Raw genomic sequence first — 20,214 nt, 5'->3', positions numbered from 1 at the left:
GATGGGCTTTGCCAAGGTATGTAGGAAGAAGAGAGGCCTTAAGTTTGCCTGAGAAACTTCGAGTGATCTTCTTTGGAACGGCGGAGTTCGCCGTTCCATCCCTGGAGGCGCTTGTATCGGCAGGGCACGAGGTACTGGCCGTTGTGACTCAGCCGGATAAGCCCAAAGGAAGGGGCTTGCATCCGATGCCTTCACCGGTGAAACAGGCGGCTCTTCGGTTGGGACTGCCGGTAATGCAACCGCGTCGGGTGCGCTCCGAATCGTTCATTGAGACGATGCGCCAACTGGCCCCCGATGTTCTGGCGCTCGCCGCCTTCGGGCAGATCATTCCTGAAGCGCTGCTGCGGTTGCCACCGCTCGGGCCTATCAACGTTCATGGCTCGTTACTGCCCAAATATCGCGGTGCAGCTCCCATTCAGCGAGCGATTATGGCCGGAGAGAGCGTGACGGGCGTCACGACGATGTGGATGGAGCCTACGCTAGACACGGGCGATATTCTGTTGGCGGAAGCCTGTCCTATTGACCCTGAGGATACCACCGGCACCCTCACGAAGAAGTTGGCCGATATCGGGGCGCGCCTACTGATCGCGACGCTGGAAGGGCTGCAGCAGGGGACTATTGGGCGTCGAAAACAGAATGAGGCCGAAGCGAGCTATGCGCCCCCCATTAAACCGGAAGATGCCATTGTGCGATGGCATGAGAGCGCACAGGCCATTGTCAATCGCATTCGCGCAATGAACCCTACGCCGGGTGCTGTTGCGTCGATTCAGGGGAAACGAGTCAAACTTTGGCGTGCGGCGCCTTTGGAGCAGTCGTATGAAGCGCCGCATGGCACGATCGTCGCATTTCAAAAGTCGCCTCCAGGGGTTGTAGTGGCAGCCGGTGACGACACCGCTCTGGCCCTTTTGGAAGTACAGCCTGAGAGCGGGCGGCGAATGGATGCAGCGGCTTGGGCGCGGGGGGTACGCCTAAAGCCTGGTGACCGTTTCGAGCCGCTAGAGCCGATAGCCGGCTAAGAACTGAAGACTGGAGCGTAAACAGTCGAACGGATCGCGGCGACAGACATCTTGCTCCACAGCATAAACTTCAACGCCAGCCTGCACCGCCGCCGGTAGAATCGAATCCCAATCCAGATTTCCCTCGCCAACCGCGGCCATTACCGGGCCTTCAGGAACCACCTCTTTATCTTTTACGTGGATAACTGGCACCCGTCCAGGGCACTGTTCAAAAATCCGCACGGGGTTTACACCGGCGTGCACAGCCCAATAGACATCCACCTCGAGGGTGAAATCGGGACTGCCCTCTTGAATAAAGATGTCAAACAGGGTGCGCCGACCGGGGCCGATCCGCTGGAACTCGTGGGCATGGTTGTGGTAGCCGAATCGAATGCCGGCCTCTTTTAACTTGGCGATGATAGGCGCGGAATCTTTAAGAAACTGACGATACCCTTCTGCCTTGCGCTCAGCGTAACGCTCCGGCAGCCCGCCAATGGCAACATAATTACAGCCTAGGGTTTTATGGAAGGCGATCTCTTCTTCAGTACGTTCCGCTAGGCGTGGCCATGGCCGATGCGTGGCGACGCAGCGCAGTTGGAAACGATCTAAGAGTTCCCGCGCCTCTTGCGCAGTGACCTCTGGATTCTCACCTTCCATGGCGCCCACGGCAGAGAGCTGTACCGCTTGATAACCGATGTCGTGGAGTTTTTTAAGGCTCTCTTCCAAGCCGTGGCGGGTGCGGGTGAACTCGCGAAGTGTGTACATTTGGGCGGCAATACTGGCTGCCATTCTCTTCCCCCTCTCAAAAGCTCTATCTAGGCATCTATATTTGCAGACTAGAAGTCTACGCTCCTCTCTATTTTCCCACATTTTAGGTGGAACTTATAAAAAGCAGGGGCAGGCAACATCTGCACCACTGACGTGCTACTCGATCCCTCTAACAGGGCACAACGATGCGGTTGTGGGCGCCATTGCGTACGTAGACGTCACCTCGCATGTTTTTACTAGAGCGGCAGCTGAGCAGGCAGTTAGCCTTGTGCAACGGCTGAATACCAAGTTGGATGGACAGCGCAGGGATCTGGCGTGCCAACCAAAAATTAGAAATTAGAGAGGAGAAGGTATAATCCAAGGCGATGACTCCCTGAAAATTTGTAAGCTGCCCCTAGTTTGAGGGAGATTGGACTGTGGCACCGGCTCCACGGAGTTGGTGAGTATTGAAACGGGTAGGCAGCGACAAAATAGTGCCAACGTGGAAGGGAAGAAGAACAAAAATGACGGCTCATTCACAACCGTTACGTAGAGCTTTGCTTAGTGTATCCGACAAAAATGGGTTGGTGTCTTTTGCCAAAGGGCTTTATGAGCTAGGCTATGAGCTGATCTCTACCGGTGGTACCGCTGCAGCGCTGAGGGAAGCCGGCCTACCAGTAACCAACATCAGCGAGATTACCCACTTTCCTGAAATGTTGGAAGGACGAATAAAAACGCTCCATCCAGCGGTACATGGCGGGCTATTGGCCGACCGCGCAAAACCGGAGCATATGAAGGCCATCGCCGAACAGGGCATCCAACCGATAGACCTGGTATGCGTGAATCTCTATCCCTTTGCCGCGGTGATTTCTAAGCCGGACGTCTCGCTGGAAGAGGCCATTGAGAACATTGACATCGGGGGGCCGGCCATGATCCGCTCGGCAGCGAAGAATCATGCGGCGGTGACAGTGGTTACCGATCCACGTGACTATACGTGGGTACTTGAGGAGATGAAAGCTCACGGTGGAGAGACCACTTTGGCCACACGCCAAAAACTGGCCGCACGCGCTTTCACGCATACGGCGCGCTACGATTCCCTTATCAGCGCTTGGCTTAGTGCCCGCTTTCAGGTGGAGGAGGAGCTGCCAGAGATCTTTGCCCTATCCTATCGGCAAGCACAAAAATGCCGCTATGGCGAAAACCCCCATCAGAAAGCCGCTTTCTATGTGGCCGATGGCATCACGGAGCCTTGCATTGCCAATGCGAAGCAGTTGCATGGCAAGGAGCTTTCGTTTAACAACATCTACGATCTGAACGCCGCTTTGGAGACAGCAAAGGAGTTTAGCGAAGAGCCAGAGGCGGCCGCCGTCATCATCAAACACGCCAACCCTTGCGGCGTGGCGTTGGGTAGAACTGCCGCTGAGGCCTTTCGCAGAGCACGTGAGGGCGACCCTGTTTCCGCTTTTGGGGGCATTTTGGCTCTGACACGTCCGGTAGATGAAGAGGCTGCCGAGGCGATCACAGGTAAGAACACCTTCTTTGAGGCGATCATCGCCCCCGGATATACGCCAGAGGCTATTCCCATTCTCACAGAACGAAAAGGATGGGGCACTGATCTTCGCCTTTTGGAAGTTGGCGATCTGCGAGGCTGGCGTGAAAAGGCAGCAGGTACCGGGCTTGACTTCAAACGTGTGACGGGCGGCATATTAGCCCAAACGCCCGATCATCTTGTGGTTTCTCGTGCCGATCTGAAGGTGGTTACCGAGCGTGCACCTACAGAGGAGGAGATACAAGAGCTGCTTTTCGCCTGGCGGGTTGTGCGCCACGTTAAGAGCAACGCCATTGTCTTCACAAAAGACCGTCAGGTTATTGGGGTTGGCGCCGGCCAGATGAATCGGGTTCAATCCGTGCGTTTGGCGGTGGCACAGGCCGGAGAGAAAGCGAAGGGTGCCGTGATGGCCTCAGATGCATTCTTTCCCTTCCCCGACGGGCCAGAAACGGCTGCGGAGGCAGGCATCACGGCCATTATTCAACCGGGGGGCAGCAAAAAGGACCAGGATACCATAGATGTTTGTAACCGCTATGGCATCGCCATGGTCTTCACGGGGATCCGCCATTTTCTGCACTAAAAGTGCATGATGTAAAAGAGCCCCGGCGCAAGAAACGTGCGAACGGGGCTCCTCCCTGTGCAGCGGATAAGCGGTTGCGTCGTAGGTGATTTAGGCGAGAAAGATGGGTTTGTCGGTCTGAATGGATTCGAGGGCAGCTAGGGCGATCCGCACAGCCTCTTTCCCATCCTCTGCGGTTACGGAGGGCGGAACGCCCTTTTCGAGGCAGTCGAGGAAATGCGCTAGCTCTGCTTGGTAGGGGTTTACAGCGACAGGGCTTTCGGGCACAGCAACGCCAGCTCGGGGCCCATCGCCGCCCTCTAAGGCGATACGTAGCGGCACACCGGCGGGTTGGTTGTGATTATACTCCAGCAGGCCGGCGTCGCCGGCTATTTCGAAGGCCACTTTAAAGCCACCTGGGTCTGCCCATGTCCCCTCCACATGGCCGATGCATCCGTTTTTGAAACGAAGGGTTACCAGGGCGTAGTCTCTATCGGGCAGTTGAGAACCGCCCAATCCACGGGCATAGACTCGTTCCACCTCACCGAACGTCCATCGTAGCCAGTCGAAATCGTGAATAATCAGGTCGAGCACGCACCCACCGCTGAGAGCAAAATCGCCGTACCAGTCGTTCCATGCGTGTGGCATAGGGCCTCCACGCCGTGTTCGGACGCACGCAGGGGTTCCCACGGCACCGGTGTCAATCAGACGTTTGGCCAGAGAGAATTCTGGGAAGAATCGAACGACCTGCGCCACAAAAAGCGGGATGCCTGCCGCTTTAGAGGCGGCGATCATCCGATCGCACTCTTCTAGGGTGCGCCCCATGGGCTTTTCTGTGGAGAGGCCACGAATGCCTAATGTTTGCGCTTGTTGGCAGGCGGCCTCTACGTACTCACAATGCCAAGGCGTGGGGCAACAGATGTCCACCACATCGGGTTTAAGCTCCTTTAGCATCGCATCGAAGTCGGTAAAGGCTTTGGCTCCATGCTTGGCAGCAAGCGCTTGTGCGGCCTCTGCCCGAATATCCATTACGCCCACAAGCGTAGCGTTTGGGATATTGGCGTAACAGTTTGCGTGCATGCTGGCCATGCCACCAGCGCCAACAAGTGCTACTCGAAACATGTCCTCGCTGTCATCCTTTCTGGCTAAAAACTGTCACTATTTTTATAGAAGCCTCTGCGGATTTCCTGCTTCCCGCCGATCTCCAGCGGTTTCGAGAGCTGCGTGTGAACAAAACGACATAGGTGAGCGCCCTATCGTTTGCCTTTAATTGTTGTAAGCGCTGCTCCATCTTCTACCGGTTTTTCTAAATAGACGGTAGAGAGAGGCCGTAGTGAACAGACGACTGACGAAGAGGGCAACTTCCCGTTTCGTACAGATAAATTAAGGTAAAATAGGCGAAAATGGCGTCTCCATCGCTTGAAATAGAAAGGATGTTCTCCGGCCAACGATGCCGCTTTATGCCGAACTTCATCGTCATTTAGGAGGTGCCGTCGTACCGCGCATCTTTTGGCGCTTTCTTCATCGGCACAACCACCCTCTTGCTGCGCGCTACCCCGACTACGAAAGTTTTGAGCGTTTCGTAACGCGCCCACGCGCCACGCTCACCGAGTTTCTTGAGCTTCACACGATGGTAGAGCAGGTACAGACGCTGGAGAATCTGCCCTATTTTATCTCAAAGCTTGTGCGAGGAGCCTACGTTTTTGAGGGCATTCTCTACATGGAGCTGCGTTACACGCCGTTTTATCGAACTGACCCCGCGTTTTCGGAGACGCAACGACTTTTGCAGATGCGTGAAGTCGTGCGCACGGTGCAGTTGGCCGCAGAATCCTCCGAATATCCGCTGATCTTGCGGCAAATTCTGTGCATGCATAGCCGCTTACCCTACTCCATTAATCGGGCAATTGTGGATTTAGCGGCGTCTGAACCGGAATGCGTATGCGGGGTTGACCTGGCCGGGCCGGATACCCTCTACGCAGGGCGTTTGCAGGAGTGGATAGACCTGTTCTCCTACGCACGCTCTTTCGGCTTGAAAACCACCTGTCACCTTTTTGAGACGCCCAATGGACTCTATCCAGAGTTGTTGCCGTATGTAGACCGCATCGGACACGGCATCCAGATTCCTTTGCGGCAACCGGAGCTTTTGGAAGCTATTGCCGCGCGAGGGCAGTGCCTTGAAGTCTGTCCCACCTCCTACCTTCGCACGGGCACCATGCAGTCCTTAGAGGCGTTGCGCGAGGTGTTCGAGCGCTGTGAGAGGGCCGGGGTGGATATTGCCATCTGTACCGACAATCCCGGCCTGCACAATGTACGGCTGCCTTTTGAGTATGAAAACCTGCTGACGCTCGACATCATCAATTTCGATCAGCTTCGACGGTGTCAACAAGCGGCCTATCGTCATGCTTTCGCCTGGCCCCATGCCGATTCGCCGGATAGTCTTATCGCCAACATCACGGGCTCCGCTCGCCTAGTGCAGAGTGAGTGAAAGGACAGGGCGCCTAGATAGGAGAAACGATGGAAAGTGAAAACGGTGTGAAGCGAAAACTGATCCTTATAGATGGCTATAGCCTCTTGTTTCGGGCTTTTTTTGCAGGTCAAGCGCTTACGACAAGCGATAAGCGACCGACCGGCGCGCTCTACGGTCTCGCCAATATGCTGCTGTCGGTGCTGCAATCGGATAAGCCGGACGCCATTATGGTGTGCTGGGATGCCCATGCTCCCACCTTTCGCGAACAGGAGTTCATAGATTACAAAGCTCATCGTCCCTCCGCCGCGCCGGAGCTGAAAGAGCAGATGCCGGTTGCCAGGCAGTTGGTAAGCGCTTTTGGCATTCCCTGTGTGGAACTTGCCGGCTATGAGGCCGACGACATCATCGGCACCTTGGCGCACAAAGGCAAGGCAGAAGGTTATCAGGTGATTGTGATTACCGGCGACTCGGATCAACTACAGCTTGTAGACGACCATCGTGTTATTGTAGAGATCACCCAAAGGGGGGTTTCGGAGAGGAAGGCCTACGATCGTCAGGCTGTCTATGACCGGTATGGGGTATGGCCCGAGCAGATACCCGATTTTAAAGCCCTCACCGGCGATGCCTCCGACAACATTCCGGGGGTGCCTGGGATCGGAGAGAAGACGGCGGCTAAACTGCTCCAGCAGTTTGGAACGCTCGAAAACCTATTGGAGCATCTCGACCAGGTAACGCCGCCCCGCATTCAGCAAGCGTTAAAAGAGGCCAAAGAGCAAGCGCTCTTTTCAAAGCGCCTGGCCACCATCGTTTGCGATGTTCCTCTGGAAGTCGAAATCGTGCCCTATTCGCCAAGTGAGGCGGATTGGCAGCGAGTACGCGCTATCTTTCGCGATCTGGAGTTTCGGTCGCTGTTGGCGCGAATTCCACAGCCCAGTTCACCTCTCGCAGCACGCGAAGAAGAGGCACCGGAAGAGCGGTTCGATGTGGCCTATCGTCCCATAAGGGACGCTGCAGCGTTAAAACACGCCCTGGAGGTGGTAAAGACGAAAGGGCGTGTTGCCATCCGACTTGAGCTAGAAGGAGATGCCCCACTCGACGCCAAACTGCGTGGAGTGGCTTTCGCTGTTGAGGAGACGGAGGGGGAGAACGGTGGTTTTAAGCCGAGCAGCTACTATGTAGCTATCCAAGAACCGGAAGCCATCGGAGGGCTTTGGTCTTTTGGAGAGGGCGGGGCTAGCGATCAAGAGGGGGGCTATGTGGCCTCCCTACAAGAGTTGGAGCCTCTGTTTAACGCCTCGGGGATACGGCGGCTGGTCTATCAGGCAAAGCAGGTGCTCATCGTGCTGCAACGCCATGGCGTTCGTCCCCTGCCATTTGACTTCGATGTCCAGATCGCGGCCTATCTATTGGATGCGGGGCGAAGCGCCTATCCGCTAATGGACATCGCGGAAACCTATTTACGCCGCCGACTCGAACTGGAGGACGCTTTCGCACCGGCGGAACGCCTGATGGTGGAGGCTGGGGCGATTTTAGCTTTGGAACAGCCGCTGGAAAGACAACTGGAGACCAACGGCATGACCAAGGTGTTCTATGAAATAGAGATGCCTCTCGTGCCGGTTCTAGCCGCCATTGAGCAGCATGGCCTTTTGGTAGACGTTGACTATCTTTCCGTTCTAAGCCAAAAGATGGCAGAACAGATTGCAAAAATCGCTGCTGAAATCTATGAGTTGGCCGGCATGGAGTTCAATATCGGCTCGCCAAAGCAGCTCCAGGAGGTGCTCTTCAATAAGCTGCAGTTGCCGCGTGGTAAGAAGACAAAAACGGGCTACTCCACCGGCGCCGATCTGCTGGAACAGCTCGCCCCACGCTATGAGATCGCCCGAAAGATATTAGAGTATCGAGAGATGGCCAAATTAAAGGCTACCTATGCGGATGCCTTGGTGCGTCTTGTGCGTCCCGATACCCATCGGGTTCATACCAGCCTTAACCAGACGATAACGAGCACAGGGCGGCTTAGCTCTTCCGACCCGAACCTGCAAAACATCCCGATCCGTTCGGAGGTAGGGCGCCAAATTCGGCGCGCTTTCATTGCGCCCAACGGTTATAAGCTGCTTTCATGCGACTACTCTCAGATCGAGCTACGGGTGCTTGCCCACGTTTCCGATGATCCCACGTTGATTCAGGCCTTTTTGAACGATGAAGACATTCACGCGGCAACAGCTGCCACTGTTTTCGGAGTAGAGGTAGCCCAGGTAACGCCGGAGCAGCGGCGGCTTGCTAAGACCATCAACTTCGCCGTGATCTACGGTCAGAGCGCCTTCTCCCTTGCCGCCACTTTGGGCGTAGAGACAGGTGTGGCGCATGAGTGGATCCAGGCCTATTTCGCTCGACTTCCTGGAGTAAAGCGCTACATTGAGGAGATAAAAGAGCTAGCTCATCGGCAAGGTTGGGTGCAGACGCTTTTTGGTCGCCGGCGCTATCTGCCCGATCTGCATAGCGGTAACCATCAGATTCGTCAAGCGGCGGAGCGAGCGGCCATTAACATGCCCATCCAAGGCACTGCGGCCGATATCATGAAATTAGCCATGATTCGGGTCTACCATCACCTAAACGCGCGTGAGGATTGTGCTCTCTTGCTACAGGTACACGACGAGCTGCTGTTTGAAGTGAAGGAAGAGGAAATAGAGGCCTGTGTTGCTGAGATCGTTCCTTTGATGCAGGAGGCTTATCCGCTGAAAGTACCTCTTAAGGTGGACGCGAAGGTGGGCACGGACTGGGCGAACATGGAGAATGTAACATCTCCATTGCCAAAGCGATAGCTGTTCCTTCCAGCAAGAAACTATTTCAAAAAATTTTTTTCCAAAAAAAGCCGTTGAAGCGCCTATTTGGCACGGTAATTGCACTATAATGAATCGAGAACCTAACTCGCAGCTACTCGACAGGTAAGCCCTATTACCAAAAAGGAGAAGGATCATGCGACGATTTCCTGTCACCGTGCGTTCTGCCCTCGCTACGACAGTGGTAGCCGGAGGGCTTTGGCTGTTGGGCGGGAATGTTAGCAAGGCACAGCTGAACTTTACCTTAGCAAACTCATCCCCTCACGTGCCGGTGGGAACAACATTCCAGTTTTTTGCGACCCTTACCAATACCGATCCCAACAACAGCATCAGTCTAGATAGTGATTCTTTTACTTACACGGACCCGAACGCTGCAAGTAATTTTACCGACAACTTTGCCAACACGCCACTCACTCTTAACCCATCCGGCCAGTCGGGAGATAGCTGGACCGGCGATCTGTTTGATGTGACGGTTCCTGCTAACTATGTACCTGGTACCGTCTACACAGGAAGCTATACGATAAACTTTACCGATAATGGGGTTAGCAGTTCGGTAACTCAGAACTTTTCTGTAACTGTTGCATCAAACGCGTCAACACCTGAGCTAAGCTCTCTGCTCGGATTGGGTCTGCTGGTGACTGGAGGGGTATGGAGCTATCGTCGGCACCGGCGCTACGAAGTCGTTGAGGATTGAAACAGGATTGAACCATAAGCGTGCGCTGAGCTCGCAGAGGAAAGTTGGGAAAGAGGGGGCAGGGGTTTTGGGGCCGACATGAGCGTACCATAGGCACGCCCGTGGAAACAAAGGGGACTGTGCGGCTAGAGTTCCTAGATGGTCTTCGGGGGCTTGCAGCTCTGTATGTGGTTTTGCACCACGTCTCGCTCTTTGCTCCCTCCTCTTCATACTCGCGCTTTTGGGCACGCCTGATGAAGCTCTACGCGCATTTTTTCCTTTCGGCCATCAGGCTGTGGTGTTCATTGTTCTTTCCGGCTACGTTCTCATGCTGCCTATTGCCAGAACGCAGGATGGCCATATGCCTAAAGGCGTATGGGACTACTTTAAGCGAAGAGCACGCGCATCCTGCCACCCTACTACGCCAGTCTCTTACTCATACTCGCTCTGATTGTTTTCGATCCTACGCTCCAACGCCCTCCCTTTGCTTCTGATTGGGATACGGCCTTCCCTGTCCTTTCTAAAGCTGGCATTCTTACTCATCTCCTCCTGGTGCATAACCTCTCTGCCCACGGCTATAACATAGATCCGCCGATGTGGAGTGTGGCGCTGGAGTGGCAGATCTATTTCCTTTTTCCTTTTGTATTGCTTCCGTTATGGCGGCGCTTCAGTATTCTGGCTCCTCTCCTTATCACCATCGCTTTCAGCTACGGGATCCTCCAAAGCGGTTTGCCGGTCTATCCTTGGACAGCGCCGTGGCTTTTGACCTGTTTCGTCTTTGGGATGGCGGCAGCCCTCATCAACTTTCAACAAGCGTCCTATCAAAAGCTCTGCTATAGGATTCCATGGTATGTATTGACATTGTTATTTTTTTGTGTGCTTTTGGGGTACGACTTCGCGCTCACACGCACCTCTTAAGTGCGACCGTCATAGAGCCTTCAGATGCGATCCACAATACGCATAACCTGCTAACCGGCATGGCCACCGCGTGCTTCATTGGGGGCACAGTGAGAAGCTTGCAGCAAAACCGTCGGAACCTGTTTCTACATCTCCTCAGTTCGAAACCGCTCGTGAGCTTGGGGAGCTTCTCCTACAGCCTATATCTGGTTCACTACCCGCTTGTGGCGACTATTTTCTTTGCATTTGTGTCGTGGTGCGGTCGGGTGGCAGGATGGTTCTGGCTCTTACTAGGCGGTGTGCCGTTGATCGTCGGAATAGCTTATCTGTTCCACTATGTTTTTGAGCGTCCTTTTCTACCGACCCACCTACGCATGCCCAAGAGGGCGACTAAGCCTCTGGATCAGCGCCTAACTGGTGCCAAGTCGGAGCCGGAATAAGGGGATAGAAAGGCCTTGTGTTTGTTGTTAGGGACGAGAAAAGGCTGCGCCGAGAGCGCCATCTTGCGCTTCTTGTGGAGGTTGGCGCAGCCCTTAATGACCTGTCGCTAAAAACCGCCTACCAGAGGTTCACACGTAGCGTTGCCTCTGTTCTCAGGGTTTAGACGCCTCAGACTTCGTGCTGAGAGGCACGCTTGCTTTACCTCCGGGAGGCAGGGTGACGCTGCTTTGTAGGGGAGAAGCGGACTTGTTAGCTGCAGCCTCTTTCACCGTATCCCTCGCCAACTGCTGTTGTATCTGAGCTAGCTGCTGCTGCATCTTTTTGGCCTCCTCGGGCAGCCCAAGAGCCGAGAATGCGTTGGCAAGGCGTTGATAATAACCGATGTACTGCTGATCGGTTGTTGAGTTGTAGGGAGGATCTTCCGCTAGATATTTTGCGATGAGCTCGTACTGTTTTCGCGCATCGGTAAAATCTTTTTGTGCGGCGTAGAGATCAGCCAGCTTAAAGCGCAGATCGCGATCTTCGTAGTTGTTTAAGGCGGTTTGGTAAAGTTGGATAAGCTGTTGCCGATAGGCCTGCTGTTGCGCTGGGGTAACCCCCTTCGCGTAAAGCTTGTTCTGTTCGATGTCTTGGGCCACCATGAGGGCGGCCGTGGGATCGTTAGGGTTGCGCTTTAAGAGCGCTTCAAAATCGGCATTCTCTTTCTGTTGCAGCGCGTCTAGCTCCGCCTTGGTGGGAGCTGGGCCTGAGGTGGGTTGGCCGAGTTGCGCCATAAGTTGCTTTTGTTGCAGTTGTTGCAGCAAGTAGGCGTCCACGTAGGGCTGTTTGTCGGGGTCTACCACTTGAATCTTCGCGTTATTGATAAGCTGCAATAGCTCAGTTTGGAGTTCCTGCTGGGCCTTTTGCGTCTGCAGATCGGCGACTGCCTGGCTGGCATTGAAGTTTTTAGGTAACACGGTTTTTCGCGCTAGTACCTTGGCAAAAATGTAGCCAGAAAACAGGCCGTTGGTCTTTATCACAGGGGTAAAGCCGTTGACCGGTGTAGCATGCACCGCGGCATCGAAGTCTTTGCCGTAGCCCAACACGCCGAAAGGACTATTGTCGCCCATCATGCCGGGGACTTGGGAGTACTCCGAACGAAAGCCCGTTTGCACCACCCGCACACGTGGGTCGGTTTTTGCGAGGGCTTTCTGGTCGGCACCGGCTTTGGCTTTCGCCAGCAGTTCATTGGCCAACTTTTGAGCCTCTGCATCCGTCAGCGGCTTTTGTCCAGGTTTTGCTGGAGAGAGCGGCGAGTTACCAATCGGCACAAAGACGGTAAGGAGGTTCACCTGGGCATACTGGTTCTGTGCATCCTGCAGGGTAATATGCTGGTGTCGTTTGAAATAGTTAATGAGGGCCTGAGCCAGAAGCTGAGGGCTTTTAGCGAGCTGGCGGCGCAGGTCGGCAAGCGTTGTGCCCATATTCTGTTCCAAAAAGTTTTCCCAAGCCGAGTCGGAGGCTTTTTGCTGGCCGGCCTGCACACGCAGTTGATCAATGTACCGGTCAACATCGGTAGAGGTCACCTGCACATGGTATTTTTTTGCCAGCTCCTGTAGCGCTGTATTCTGCACCAACTGGGCAATGGCGGCCACTTGAGCCTGCACGAAGGGAGGGCCTGGAGCGGCCGTTTGGCCCAATGCTTGGGCTGCACGTTCGTATTCGAGTTGGGAGACCGGAATGCCGTCAATTTTGAGCACGGTGCGGTCAAGGCTATTTGTGGCAGTAGGTCCGCCACCTCGCCCCACCCCAACGAGCTGGTTCCAGGCAAAGCCGAAGCCCAATAAAATAGCGAAGAAGAGGGCGCAACACCAGTTTGTATTTTTTGTTAGCCTTCGAAAGTTGGTAAGAGAGAAGATTTTCATAAAAGGTTTGTGTCCTCCAAGAGCACCAAGAAGCTAGAATTTCTCAACTAACAGGTAGCCTACCCAAAACCTGTCCTGAGTCTTTTTTAGGATACGTGGAAATAGCGGCGCAGATATTCCAAGCAGGCACGGGAGCCGTCTTCTGGAGTGTCTTTTCCGTCGGGACCGGTTCCGGTTTCGGGGACAAAATGGGTTTCTAGGGAGACGAAGCCCTGATAGTTGTCCCGGCGAAGCGCCTCAAACTGGCCGGCATAGTCAATTTCTCCCTGCCCCATAACGCACCAACGCGGTTGGAGGCCGTGGTGCTCTGTGGAGACCATACGGGCATCCTTTACGTGCATGTGAGCCATCCAGGGACGCACCGCCTCGTAGCCATCGGGATAGGGCCGTTCGCCGGCAGCAAAGGCGTTGCCAGGGTCCCAACATACCCGAAAATGAGGGTGATCTATTCGCGCGGCTAGATGAGCTGCCTCGGCACCGGTGCCAACGTAGCAGGCATGCTCGTTTTCTAACACCAACGTTAAGCCCTCGCGCTGAGCTAACTCAAGCGGCTGTTCAAAGGCGTTCACGATGCGATCTTCGATCTCGACGGTGTAGGGGCCACGTTTCCAAAAGGTAAAAACACGCAGATAGGGGGTTTCGAAAAAGTGGGCTAATCGGGCACATCGTTCGAGAAGCTGCATCTGCTGGGCGAGATCGCGGGGAGGGGCAAGATGAAGGGGACCTGCGGCCTCCGCGCTTTCGGCCGGTTCGAGATCGCATTTAAAAAAAGGCGTTGCAAGCGCGGCGACTTTAAGCCCGCGAGCCTGAAGCGCCTGTTTGGCCTTTTTGGCCTGCTCGTCGCTGAGATCGGCGATATTGACGTTCCACAGCCCGCGCAGCTCAGCGCCTTCGGCGCCGTACTCTAAAAGGACATCGAGCGCATGCTCGAAATCTTGCGATATTTCATCGGTAATGGCAGAAAGATGCATGGTTCTCTTTTTTCAGCACCTCATTGGGCATTGAGTTAGGCTGAAGTTTACAATGCTTGGCCTACTTTGTCAAGGGGTAGCTAAAGAATGCCAGCATAAGTCGCTCGAAGGACGGTTCTAGAAGGGCTGCTAGGTCGCCTCCAGCATCTCTAGAAACTCCTCTTCCGTAAGGATAGGAATGCCGAGTTGCTGTGCTTTGGCAAGTTTGCTTCCAGGGTTTTCGCCAACGACCACATAAGAGGTCTGGCGACTAACGCTGCTGGCAGCGCGACCTCCTAAGCGACGCACGGCGGCCTCTGCCTCTTCGCGGGTCATGTGGGCGAGGGCGCCCGTAAAGACAAAGGTCTTTCCTTTCAGCGCGTCGGAGACAGGGGCGGTAGACTGCGTCAACGGTTGTACTCCAGCTCTCTTCAGCTTTTCGAGCATCTGCTGGTTTTGTGGGTCGGCAAACCAGGCGGCGATGCTTTCCGCTGTGGCGGGCCCGATCTCGTAGATTTGGGCTAGCTCTTCCACCGAGGCCTTTTGAAGGCGTTCAAGAGAGCCAAAGTGGTCTGCCAGCACAGCGGCCACATGTTCGCCCACGTGGCGTATGCCTAGGGCGTAGATAAGGTTGGCTAAGGGGCGTTGGCGGCTAAGGGCGATGTTGGCCAAAATCTTTTCGGCCAGTTTCTCACCCATGCGTTCCAGAGGAAGAAGCTGCTCTTTTGTGAGATAGTAGAGGTCTGCAGGGTCTTTAATGAGCCCTTTCTGAATGAGCTGTGCGATGTGCTTTTCTCCGAGCCCCTCGATGTTCATGGCGTTGCGGGAAACGAAGTGCTCTATGGTTTGTTGTACGCGTGCAGGGCAAAGGGGGTTGGGGCAGCGAGCGATGGCCTCCCCTTGAGGACGTTCGACGGGAGTGCCGCAAACGGGGCAGTGGGTGGGCATTTGGAAGACGATCTCATCCCCATCGCGTTCGCTCGTAACGACCTCCACGATCTCTGGAATCACCTCACCGGCCCGTTGAATGATGACCATATCGCCGATGCGCACGTCCTTGCGACGAATCTCGTCTTCGTTATGCAGAGTGGCACGAGCCACAATGACGCCGGCTAGGGGAACGGGTTCCAGATGAGCGACCGGGGTTAACGCACCGGTTCTGCCTACCTGTACTTCGATAGCCAAAACCTTTGTGCGGGCCTGAATCGCCGGATATTTGTAGGCGATAGCCCATCGTGGCGAGCGACTCACCTGGCCTAGCTCGCGCTGGAGGGCAAACGAGTTAACCTTAATAACCACGCCATCAATATCGTAGGGAAGCTCTTCTTTACGGGTGGCCCACTCTTCGCAAAAGGTAATGGCCTCCTCTAGGGTGGAGCAAAGGCGAATATTGGGGTTTGTTGGCAGCCCCCATTCCCGATAGGTCTGAAGCAGCTCGTACTGGCTTTGAAACTCCCAGCCCTCGTAGTGCCCCACCGCATAGACCAGGAGGTCGAGTCTTCGGGATGCGGTGACGCGAGGGTCTTTTTGACGCACCGATCCGGCGGCTGCGTTCCTGCAGTTGGCAAAGGTTCGCTCTCCTCGTTCTTCCAGCTCCTCGTTGATGCGCTGGAACTCCTGATGCGTTAGAAAGACCTCTCCTCGTATCTCGATGAAGGTAGGGAAGGCGGCCTGTTGCGAATCGGCAGCGAAGTCTAGCGTAGGCTGCGTGTGGGCTGCGGATATGCTTTTCTGCTCGGATTTTTTGGGGGCCGGACGAAGCTTTTTGGGCAGCGATGGGATGGTAAGCAAGTTGAGCGTAACATCTTCGCCGACATACCCGTTGCCACGGGTGCCGCCCTTAACGAACTCTCCATTTTCGTAGATTAAAGAGATGGAGAGTCCATCTATTTTCAGCTCACAAACATACTCGAAGCGCAGGTCTGGCGGGGCGCCGAGAAAACGACGGTTACGATCTTCCCAGGCGCGTAGCTCCTCATAGGAGAAGGCGTTATCGAGAGAGAGCATGGGGGCGCGGTGAGGAAATGGAGCAAAGGTTGTTACTGCCGGCTCGGCGCCAACACGACGTGTGGGGGAATCGGGGGTTGCCAGTTCCGGGTAACGTTCCTCCAGATCCTTCAGTTCCTGCAGCAGTGCATCATATTCCGCATCGGTTATCTCGGGGTCGTCGAGCACATAGTAGCGATAGTTCGCTCGCTCTATCTGCTCGCGCAGCTCTTGCACGCGACGACGAACGGCTTCGGTTGGTTGAGAAGACTGGGGGTCGGACATGATCATTAACCTCTGAGAAATTCACTTTGTCGGGTAAAGTTATACCAAAATGACGGTCAAGAAACACGATTCGGTGAATGAGGCTCACACGGTGGTATCTAATGTCGTTTCGCACAAGCTCCGTTCTCTTCCCTCGGTTAGCCGTCTTTTAGCAAGCCCTGAGATACGTCAGCTAGGCGAAAACGTGCCGCAGACAGTGCTGGTGCAGGTCATCCGGCATGTGCTGCAGAGGTGGCGAGAGGCATTGCAGGCCCAGCCAGAGCGTCCTGCACCGAACGATGCCGACATCGTGCAGGAGGTGATCGAGGAGGCGCAGCATCGCATGCGACCCTCGCTATGCAAGGCTATCAACGCGACAGGCGTGATCCTCCATACGGGGCTAGGACGCGCTCGGCTGGCTGACGAGGCCGTTGAGGCGCTGTTGACGGTGGCAAGGGGACACTGCACGTTGGAAATAGACAGAGCGAGCGGGCACCGGGGTTCGCGCCAAGACCATGTGCGCTCTCTGCTATGCGAGCTGACAGGTGCTGAGGATGCCTATGTCGTAAACAACTGCGCCGGGGCGGTTTTTCTCGCAGTGACCGCGCTTGCTATGGGACGAGAGGTGGTTCTATCGCGTGGCGAGCTTGTGGAAATAGGCGGAGGTTTTCGCATGCCCGACATCGTACAGGCCTCTGGCGCCGTGTTGGTGGAGGTAGGCACCACAAATCGCACCCGACTATCAGACTACGTGCAGGCCGTCAGCGAGCGCACAGGGCTTATTTTACGGTGCCGTCCATCCAATTTTGCCATCATCGGGTTTACAGAGACGGTTCCCTTAGAGGATCTGGTGGCTTTAGGAGATAGCCGCGGCATACCGGTGATGGATGACCAAGGCAGCGGAGCGCTATTGAGCCTTGTGAAGGGCAAAAGCACGGTGCTCGATAGCGTGAAGGCGGGGGCAAGTGTGATAACGGCGAGCGGAGATAAACTTTTGGGCGGCCCGCAGGCCGGTCTCATTTTAGGAAAACGCAGATACATCGAGCCGATTGCAAGACATCCGTTGGCGCGCGCGCTGAGGGTAGACAAGTTAACCTTGGCGGCTTTGGAGGCCACCCTAAGGCTCTACCGTGATCGAGAGCAGGCCTTGCAAGCCATTCCCACCTTACGCTATTTTTGTCGTTCTATGCCGGAGATCACCCGTCTGGCAAAACGGCTCTATCGTGGCCTCCAGCGAGTGCTGCCTAGAGAGCGCTTCCGGCTTGAACTCCGCCGCGACTACTCGGAGATCGGTGGTGGCTCTCTCCCAGAGGAGCGACTCGACACGCTCTGTGTGGCGTTGCGGGGCGCCGATGGCGGGCTTTCCGCGGAGATCATCGCAAAACGCCTCCGCCTTGCCCCTACGCCAATCTTCACACGAGTTCAGGATGATTGGGTACTTTTTGACCCGCGTACGCTGGAGGCGGAGGAGATTAAGACGATCGCCGATGCAGTGCGCGTGCTGCTGTAAGGAGGCAGGTGACACGTCGGCTGCTAGAACCTTCGACCCCCTTAAGGCGAGTTGGAATCAAGCTGGGTGAGGGCGGCAACAATGCGCCGATAGGCCTCTTCAGCAATGGGCTTGAGGTTTGGGTTTTGCGTGATCTCGACCATCTCGCGGGGGTCTTGAGCAGAGACTTCGACTCGCTCTCCGTGTTGTGCCACCAGCACGTTGCAGGGCAGCAGAAGGCCTATGTGGGGCTCTGCTGCGATAGCTTGCGATGCGAGATGTGGGTTGCACATACCAAGAATGGTGTACGGTTCGCGATGGAGCCCTAATTTCTCCTGGAGCGCTTTCTGGACATCTATTTCGGCGAGGGTACCGAAGCCCTGTTGTTGGAAGGCCTCTTTGGTGAGGCGTAGGGCGTCGGCAAAGGAGGTAGAGAGGGTGACACCGAGTCCGTAACGACAAGTTTGCTGCATTTGCTTCCTCCAAACATATACTTATAGCTATCTTTTTATACGATGGAGATCGCGGGTCGGTTATCGCTAAAGCCAGCGTTTATGTGAGGGGTGTGTTGCTGTAGGCAGATGATGAAAGGAAACCATCACGGGGGTTTGTGCGGTAAAATAAAAAATGCATTCTCCCGATATTTGGTAGTATACGGCTTTCGCCGGAGCCGATTCCAAAAATCGAATAAGAACGGGCATGCAAAATTTCATACGCTTTTTGAAAGAGGTGCGGGTCTATTGGCGATTAATTTTGTTGATCGTCGTCTTGACGTTGTGCACCTCCGCGTTGAGTTTACCTCCGCCCTATCTCATTAAGCTGCTGACGGATAGTCTTACGCAGAAGGCGCTTCGCGAGCATCTCCCTGTTCATTTAGCTGCCATCTTCTTTGGGTTTGTGGGAGTCGCTACCGGAAGTGCCTTCGTTGGTTACTGGCTCACCTACTGCATCACGCTGTTGGGGCAACGGTTCAAGCTGGACATGCGGCGAAAGCTCTATGCGCATATGCAGACCCTCTCGCTGGGCTTTTTTGAGCGGAGCCAGACTGGCAAGCTGATGTCCAACATCACCAACGACGTGGCCTCCCTAGACCAGCTATTGAGCGGTGGGTTCGTTAACGTTTTGCAAGATAGTGTAACGCTTGTCGCGGTTTTATTCATTATCTTCTCGCTGAATTGGAAACTTGCTCTTGTGGCGCTGTCGGTGTACCCCATCTACATTGCCAACTATCTGGTCTTTATTGGGCGCATTAAGCAAACAAGCTATGAGGTGCGGGAGCAGCGCGAGATCATCTATGGCGACCTACAAGAGAAACTGGCGGGGGTACAGGTTGTGAAGTCCTACGCCCGCGAACGGTATGAGGTGCGACAGTTTGCCGGTGAAACGCGCAGTCTTCTGCATCTCAACTTGCGCGCCTCCGTCCTTAGTACGGCCTTGTGGACGCTGGCCGAGTTCATTGGTGCCATCGGGACGGCTTTGCTGATCTGGTATGGCGGCAAACTTGTGATTGAAGGGAAGCTAACTCCTGGGAGCCTCATCGCGTTTTATGGCTACATAGGGGGGTACTTATACCAGCCGACGTTGCGCATGATCCAGCTCAACGATCAGATTGCACGCACCAATGCGGCTCTATGGCGTATCTTCCGCACGCTCGATACAAAGCCCAACGTCACCGATGCGCCGAACGCCATTCCCCTTCCGCCCATTCGCGGCGATGTACGTTACGAAAATGTTTGGTTTGAATACGAGCCAGGGCAGCCCGTCATCAAGGGAGTGAACCTCGATGTGAAGGCAGGGGAGGTGGTGGCTCTTGTGGGGCCATCCGGATCGGGAAAAACCACCATGGTAAACCTTTTGCAGCGCCATTACGATGTGACCGACGGGCGTATCACCATTGACGGCTACGACCTGAGGGATGTGCAGTTAAAATCGTTGCGTCGGCAGATAGGGGTGGTTATTCAAGAGACCATGTTGTTCAACACCACTATCCGTGAAAACATTCGTTACGGAAAGCTGGAGGCTACCGATGAGGAGGTAGAGGCGGCCGCCCGAGCCGCCAACATCGCGCACGTCATCGAGGCCATGCCACGTGGCTACGACACGCGTTTGGGGGAGGATGGCGTTAAGCTTTCAGGAGGCGAGAAACAGCGAATCGCCATTGCCCGAGCCTTACTGGCAGACCCGCGAATCCTCATTTTAGACGAGGCAACTTCTGCCCTAGATTCGGAGACGGAGGCGCTCATTCAGGAGGCGTTAGAGCGCCTGATGAAAGGCCGAACCTGTTTTGTCATCGCGCACCGCCTGTCCACCATTGTGAAGGCCGATAAGATTGTGGTTATGGAGAAGGGGATTATTCGCGAGATGGGCAACCACAACGAGCTGCTTGCGTTGGGGGGCATCTATGCGAGTCTCTTCCATCAACAGTTTAAAGTCGCCTTGGAGTCGGGAGCGTAGGC

Annotated in this window: 15 protein-coding genes; 9 read left to right on the top strand and 6 right to left on the bottom strand. The window is 55.1% G+C overall.

The genetic code is table 11. From position 1 onward, the window contains the following. Positions 1–44: 44 nt before the first annotated feature. Positions 45–1,016: a methionyl-tRNA formyltransferase gene (gene fmt / locus CCALI_RS05295; protein ID WP_016482444.1), complete on the top strand. Its 972-nt coding sequence runs from the start codon at positions 45–47 to the stop codon at positions 1,014–1,016. On the opposite strand, the gene CCALI_RS05290 is transcribed toward fmt, so the two are convergent. Beyond that, positions 996–1,784, bottom strand: a complete 789-nt coding sequence (locus tag CCALI_RS05290; RefSeq protein ID WP_016482443.1) for a sugar phosphate isomerase/epimerase family protein — start codon at positions 1,782–1,784, stop codon at positions 996–998. The genes fmt and CCALI_RS05290 overlap by 21 nt on opposite strands. A gap of 482 nt (positions 1,785–2,266) precedes the next feature. Between CCALI_RS05290 and purH the strand changes: the two genes are divergently transcribed. Next, entirely contained in the window at positions 2,267–3,871 is a 1,605-nt protein-coding gene (gene purH / locus CCALI_RS05285; RefSeq protein ID WP_016482442.1) for a bifunctional phosphoribosylaminoimidazolecarboxamide formyltransferase/IMP cyclohydrolase, read from the top strand. Positions 3,872–3,961: 90 nt separating this feature from the next. Here the strand turns inward: purH and CCALI_RS05280 are convergent, their stop codons facing one another. Further along, positions 3,962–4,972: a Gfo/Idh/MocA family protein gene (locus CCALI_RS05280; protein WP_016482441.1), complete on the bottom strand. Its 1,011-nt coding sequence runs from the start codon at positions 4,970–4,972 to the stop codon at positions 3,962–3,964. Between the two features lie 328 nt (positions 4,973–5,300). Between CCALI_RS05280 and CCALI_RS05275 the strand changes: the two genes are divergently transcribed. From CCALI_RS05275 to CCALI_RS15970, 5 genes are all read left to right on the top strand, one after another. Continuing rightward, positions 5,301–6,335 (top strand): amidohydrolase family protein, encoded by a 1,035-nt coding sequence (locus CCALI_RS05275; protein ID WP_016482440.1) that lies wholly within the window; start codon positions 5,301–5,303, stop codon positions 6,333–6,335. A 29-nt stretch (positions 6,336–6,364) separates the two neighbouring features. Further along, positions 6,365–9,136, top strand: a complete 2,772-nt coding sequence (gene polA, locus CCALI_RS05270) for a DNA polymerase I (protein ID WP_016482439.1) — start codon at positions 6,365–6,367, stop codon at positions 9,134–9,136. A gap of 154 nt (positions 9,137–9,290) precedes the next feature. Then, positions 9,291–9,848 carry a hypothetical protein gene (locus tag CCALI_RS05265; RefSeq protein ID WP_016482438.1) on the top strand — a complete coding sequence of 186 codons (558 nt, stop codon included), beginning with the start codon at positions 9,291–9,293 and terminating at the stop codon, positions 9,846–9,848. A gap of 593 nt (positions 9,849–10,441) precedes the next feature. Continuing rightward, entirely contained in the window at positions 10,442–10,666 is a 225-nt protein-coding gene (locus CCALI_RS16305) for a hypothetical protein (protein ID WP_156415912.1), read from the top strand. A 6-nt stretch (positions 10,667–10,672) separates the two neighbouring features. Then, positions 10,673–11,164 (top strand): acyltransferase family protein, encoded by a 492-nt coding sequence (locus CCALI_RS15970; protein WP_155850482.1) that lies wholly within the window; start codon positions 10,673–10,675, stop codon positions 11,162–11,164. Positions 11,165–11,317: 153 nt separating this feature from the next. Here CCALI_RS15970 and CCALI_RS05255 read toward each other — a convergent pair whose 3' ends face one another. The 3 genes from CCALI_RS05255 to ligA form a co-directional block, all read right to left on the bottom strand. After that, positions 11,318–13,069 carry a SurA N-terminal domain-containing protein gene (locus tag CCALI_RS05255; protein WP_016482437.1) on the bottom strand — a complete coding sequence of 584 codons (1,752 nt, stop codon included), beginning with the start codon at positions 13,067–13,069 and terminating at the stop codon, positions 11,318–11,320. An 86-nt stretch (positions 13,070–13,155) separates the two neighbouring features. Then, a complete protein-coding gene (locus CCALI_RS05250) occupies positions 13,156–14,040 on the bottom strand; it encodes a sugar phosphate isomerase/epimerase family protein (RefSeq protein WP_016482436.1) in 885 nt (294 codons plus the stop codon). Between the two features lie 129 nt (positions 14,041–14,169). Continuing rightward, positions 14,170–16,290 (bottom strand): NAD-dependent DNA ligase LigA, encoded by a 2,121-nt coding sequence (ligA, locus tag CCALI_RS05245; RefSeq protein ID WP_016482435.1) that lies wholly within the window; start codon positions 16,288–16,290, stop codon positions 14,170–14,172. A 49-nt stretch (positions 16,291–16,339) separates the two neighbouring features. Between ligA and selA the strand changes: the two genes are divergently transcribed. Continuing rightward, a complete protein-coding gene (gene selA, locus CCALI_RS05240; protein ID WP_016482434.1) occupies positions 16,340–17,779 on the top strand; it encodes an L-seryl-tRNA(Sec) selenium transferase in 1,440 nt (479 codons plus the stop codon). A gap of 41 nt (positions 17,780–17,820) precedes the next feature. Here selA and CCALI_RS05235 read toward each other — a convergent pair whose 3' ends face one another. Beyond that, positions 17,821–18,231, bottom strand: a complete 411-nt coding sequence (locus CCALI_RS05235; RefSeq protein WP_016482433.1) for a DUF302 domain-containing protein — start codon at positions 18,229–18,231, stop codon at positions 17,821–17,823. 226 nt (positions 18,232–18,457) lie between these two features. Here CCALI_RS05235 and CCALI_RS05230 point away from each other — a divergent pair, with 226 nt between their 5' ends. After that, positions 18,458–20,212, top strand: coding sequence for an ABC transporter ATP-binding protein (locus CCALI_RS05230; RefSeq protein WP_016482432.1), 1,755 nt, complete (start codon positions 18,458–18,460; stop codon positions 20,210–20,212). Positions 20,213–20,214 lie beyond the last annotated feature (2 nt).

This window comes from Chthonomonas calidirosea T49 (genome assembly GCF_000427095.1).
In the GTDB taxonomy this organism is placed as follows: Bacteria; Armatimonadota; Chthonomonadetes; order Chthonomonadales; family Chthonomonadaceae; genus Chthonomonas; species Chthonomonas calidirosea.
This window is presented reverse-complemented; position numbering and strand designations above follow the sequence as displayed.

Coding starts and splice junctions, on each gene's coding strand:
- CCALI_RS05290 (WP_016482443.1), bottom strand. CDS start 1,784: ATGGCAGCCAGTATTGCCGCCCAAATGTACACACTTCGCGAGTTCACC.
- purH (WP_016482442.1), top strand. CDS start 2,267: ATGACGGCTCATTCACAACCGTTACGTAGAGCTTTGCTTAGTGTATCC.
- CCALI_RS05280 (WP_016482441.1), bottom strand. CDS start 4,972: ATGTTTCGAGTAGCACTTGTTGGCGCTGGTGGCATGGCCAGCATGCAC.
- CCALI_RS05275 (WP_016482440.1), top strand. CDS start 5,301: ATGCCGCTTTATGCCGAACTTCATCGTCATTTAGGAGGTGCCGTCGTA.
- polA (WP_016482439.1), top strand. CDS start 6,365: ATGGAAAGTGAAAACGGTGTGAAGCGAAAACTGATCCTTATAGATGGC.
- CCALI_RS05265 (WP_016482438.1), top strand. CDS start 9,291: ATGCGACGATTTCCTGTCACCGTGCGTTCTGCCCTCGCTACGACAGTG.
- CCALI_RS15970 (WP_155850482.1), top strand. CDS start 10,673: ATGGTATGTATTGACATTGTTATTTTTTTGTGTGCTTTTGGGGTACGA.
- CCALI_RS05255 (WP_016482437.1), bottom strand. CDS start 13,069: ATGAAAATCTTCTCTCTTACCAACTTTCGAAGGCTAACAAAAAATACA.
- CCALI_RS05250 (WP_016482436.1), bottom strand. CDS start 14,040: ATGCATCTTTCTGCCATTACCGATGAAATATCGCAAGATTTCGAGCAT.
- ligA (WP_016482435.1), bottom strand. CDS start 16,290: ATGTCCGACCCCCAGTCTTCTCAACCAACCGAAGCCGTTCGTCGTCGC.
- selA (WP_016482434.1), top strand. CDS start 16,340: ATGACGGTCAAGAAACACGATTCGGTGAATGAGGCTCACACGGTGGTA.
- CCALI_RS05235 (WP_016482433.1), bottom strand. CDS start 18,231: ATGCAGCAAACTTGTCGTTACGGACTCGGTGTCACCCTCTCTACCTCC.
- CCALI_RS05230 (WP_016482432.1), top strand. CDS start 18,458: ATGCAAAATTTCATACGCTTTTTGAAAGAGGTGCGGGTCTATTGGCGA.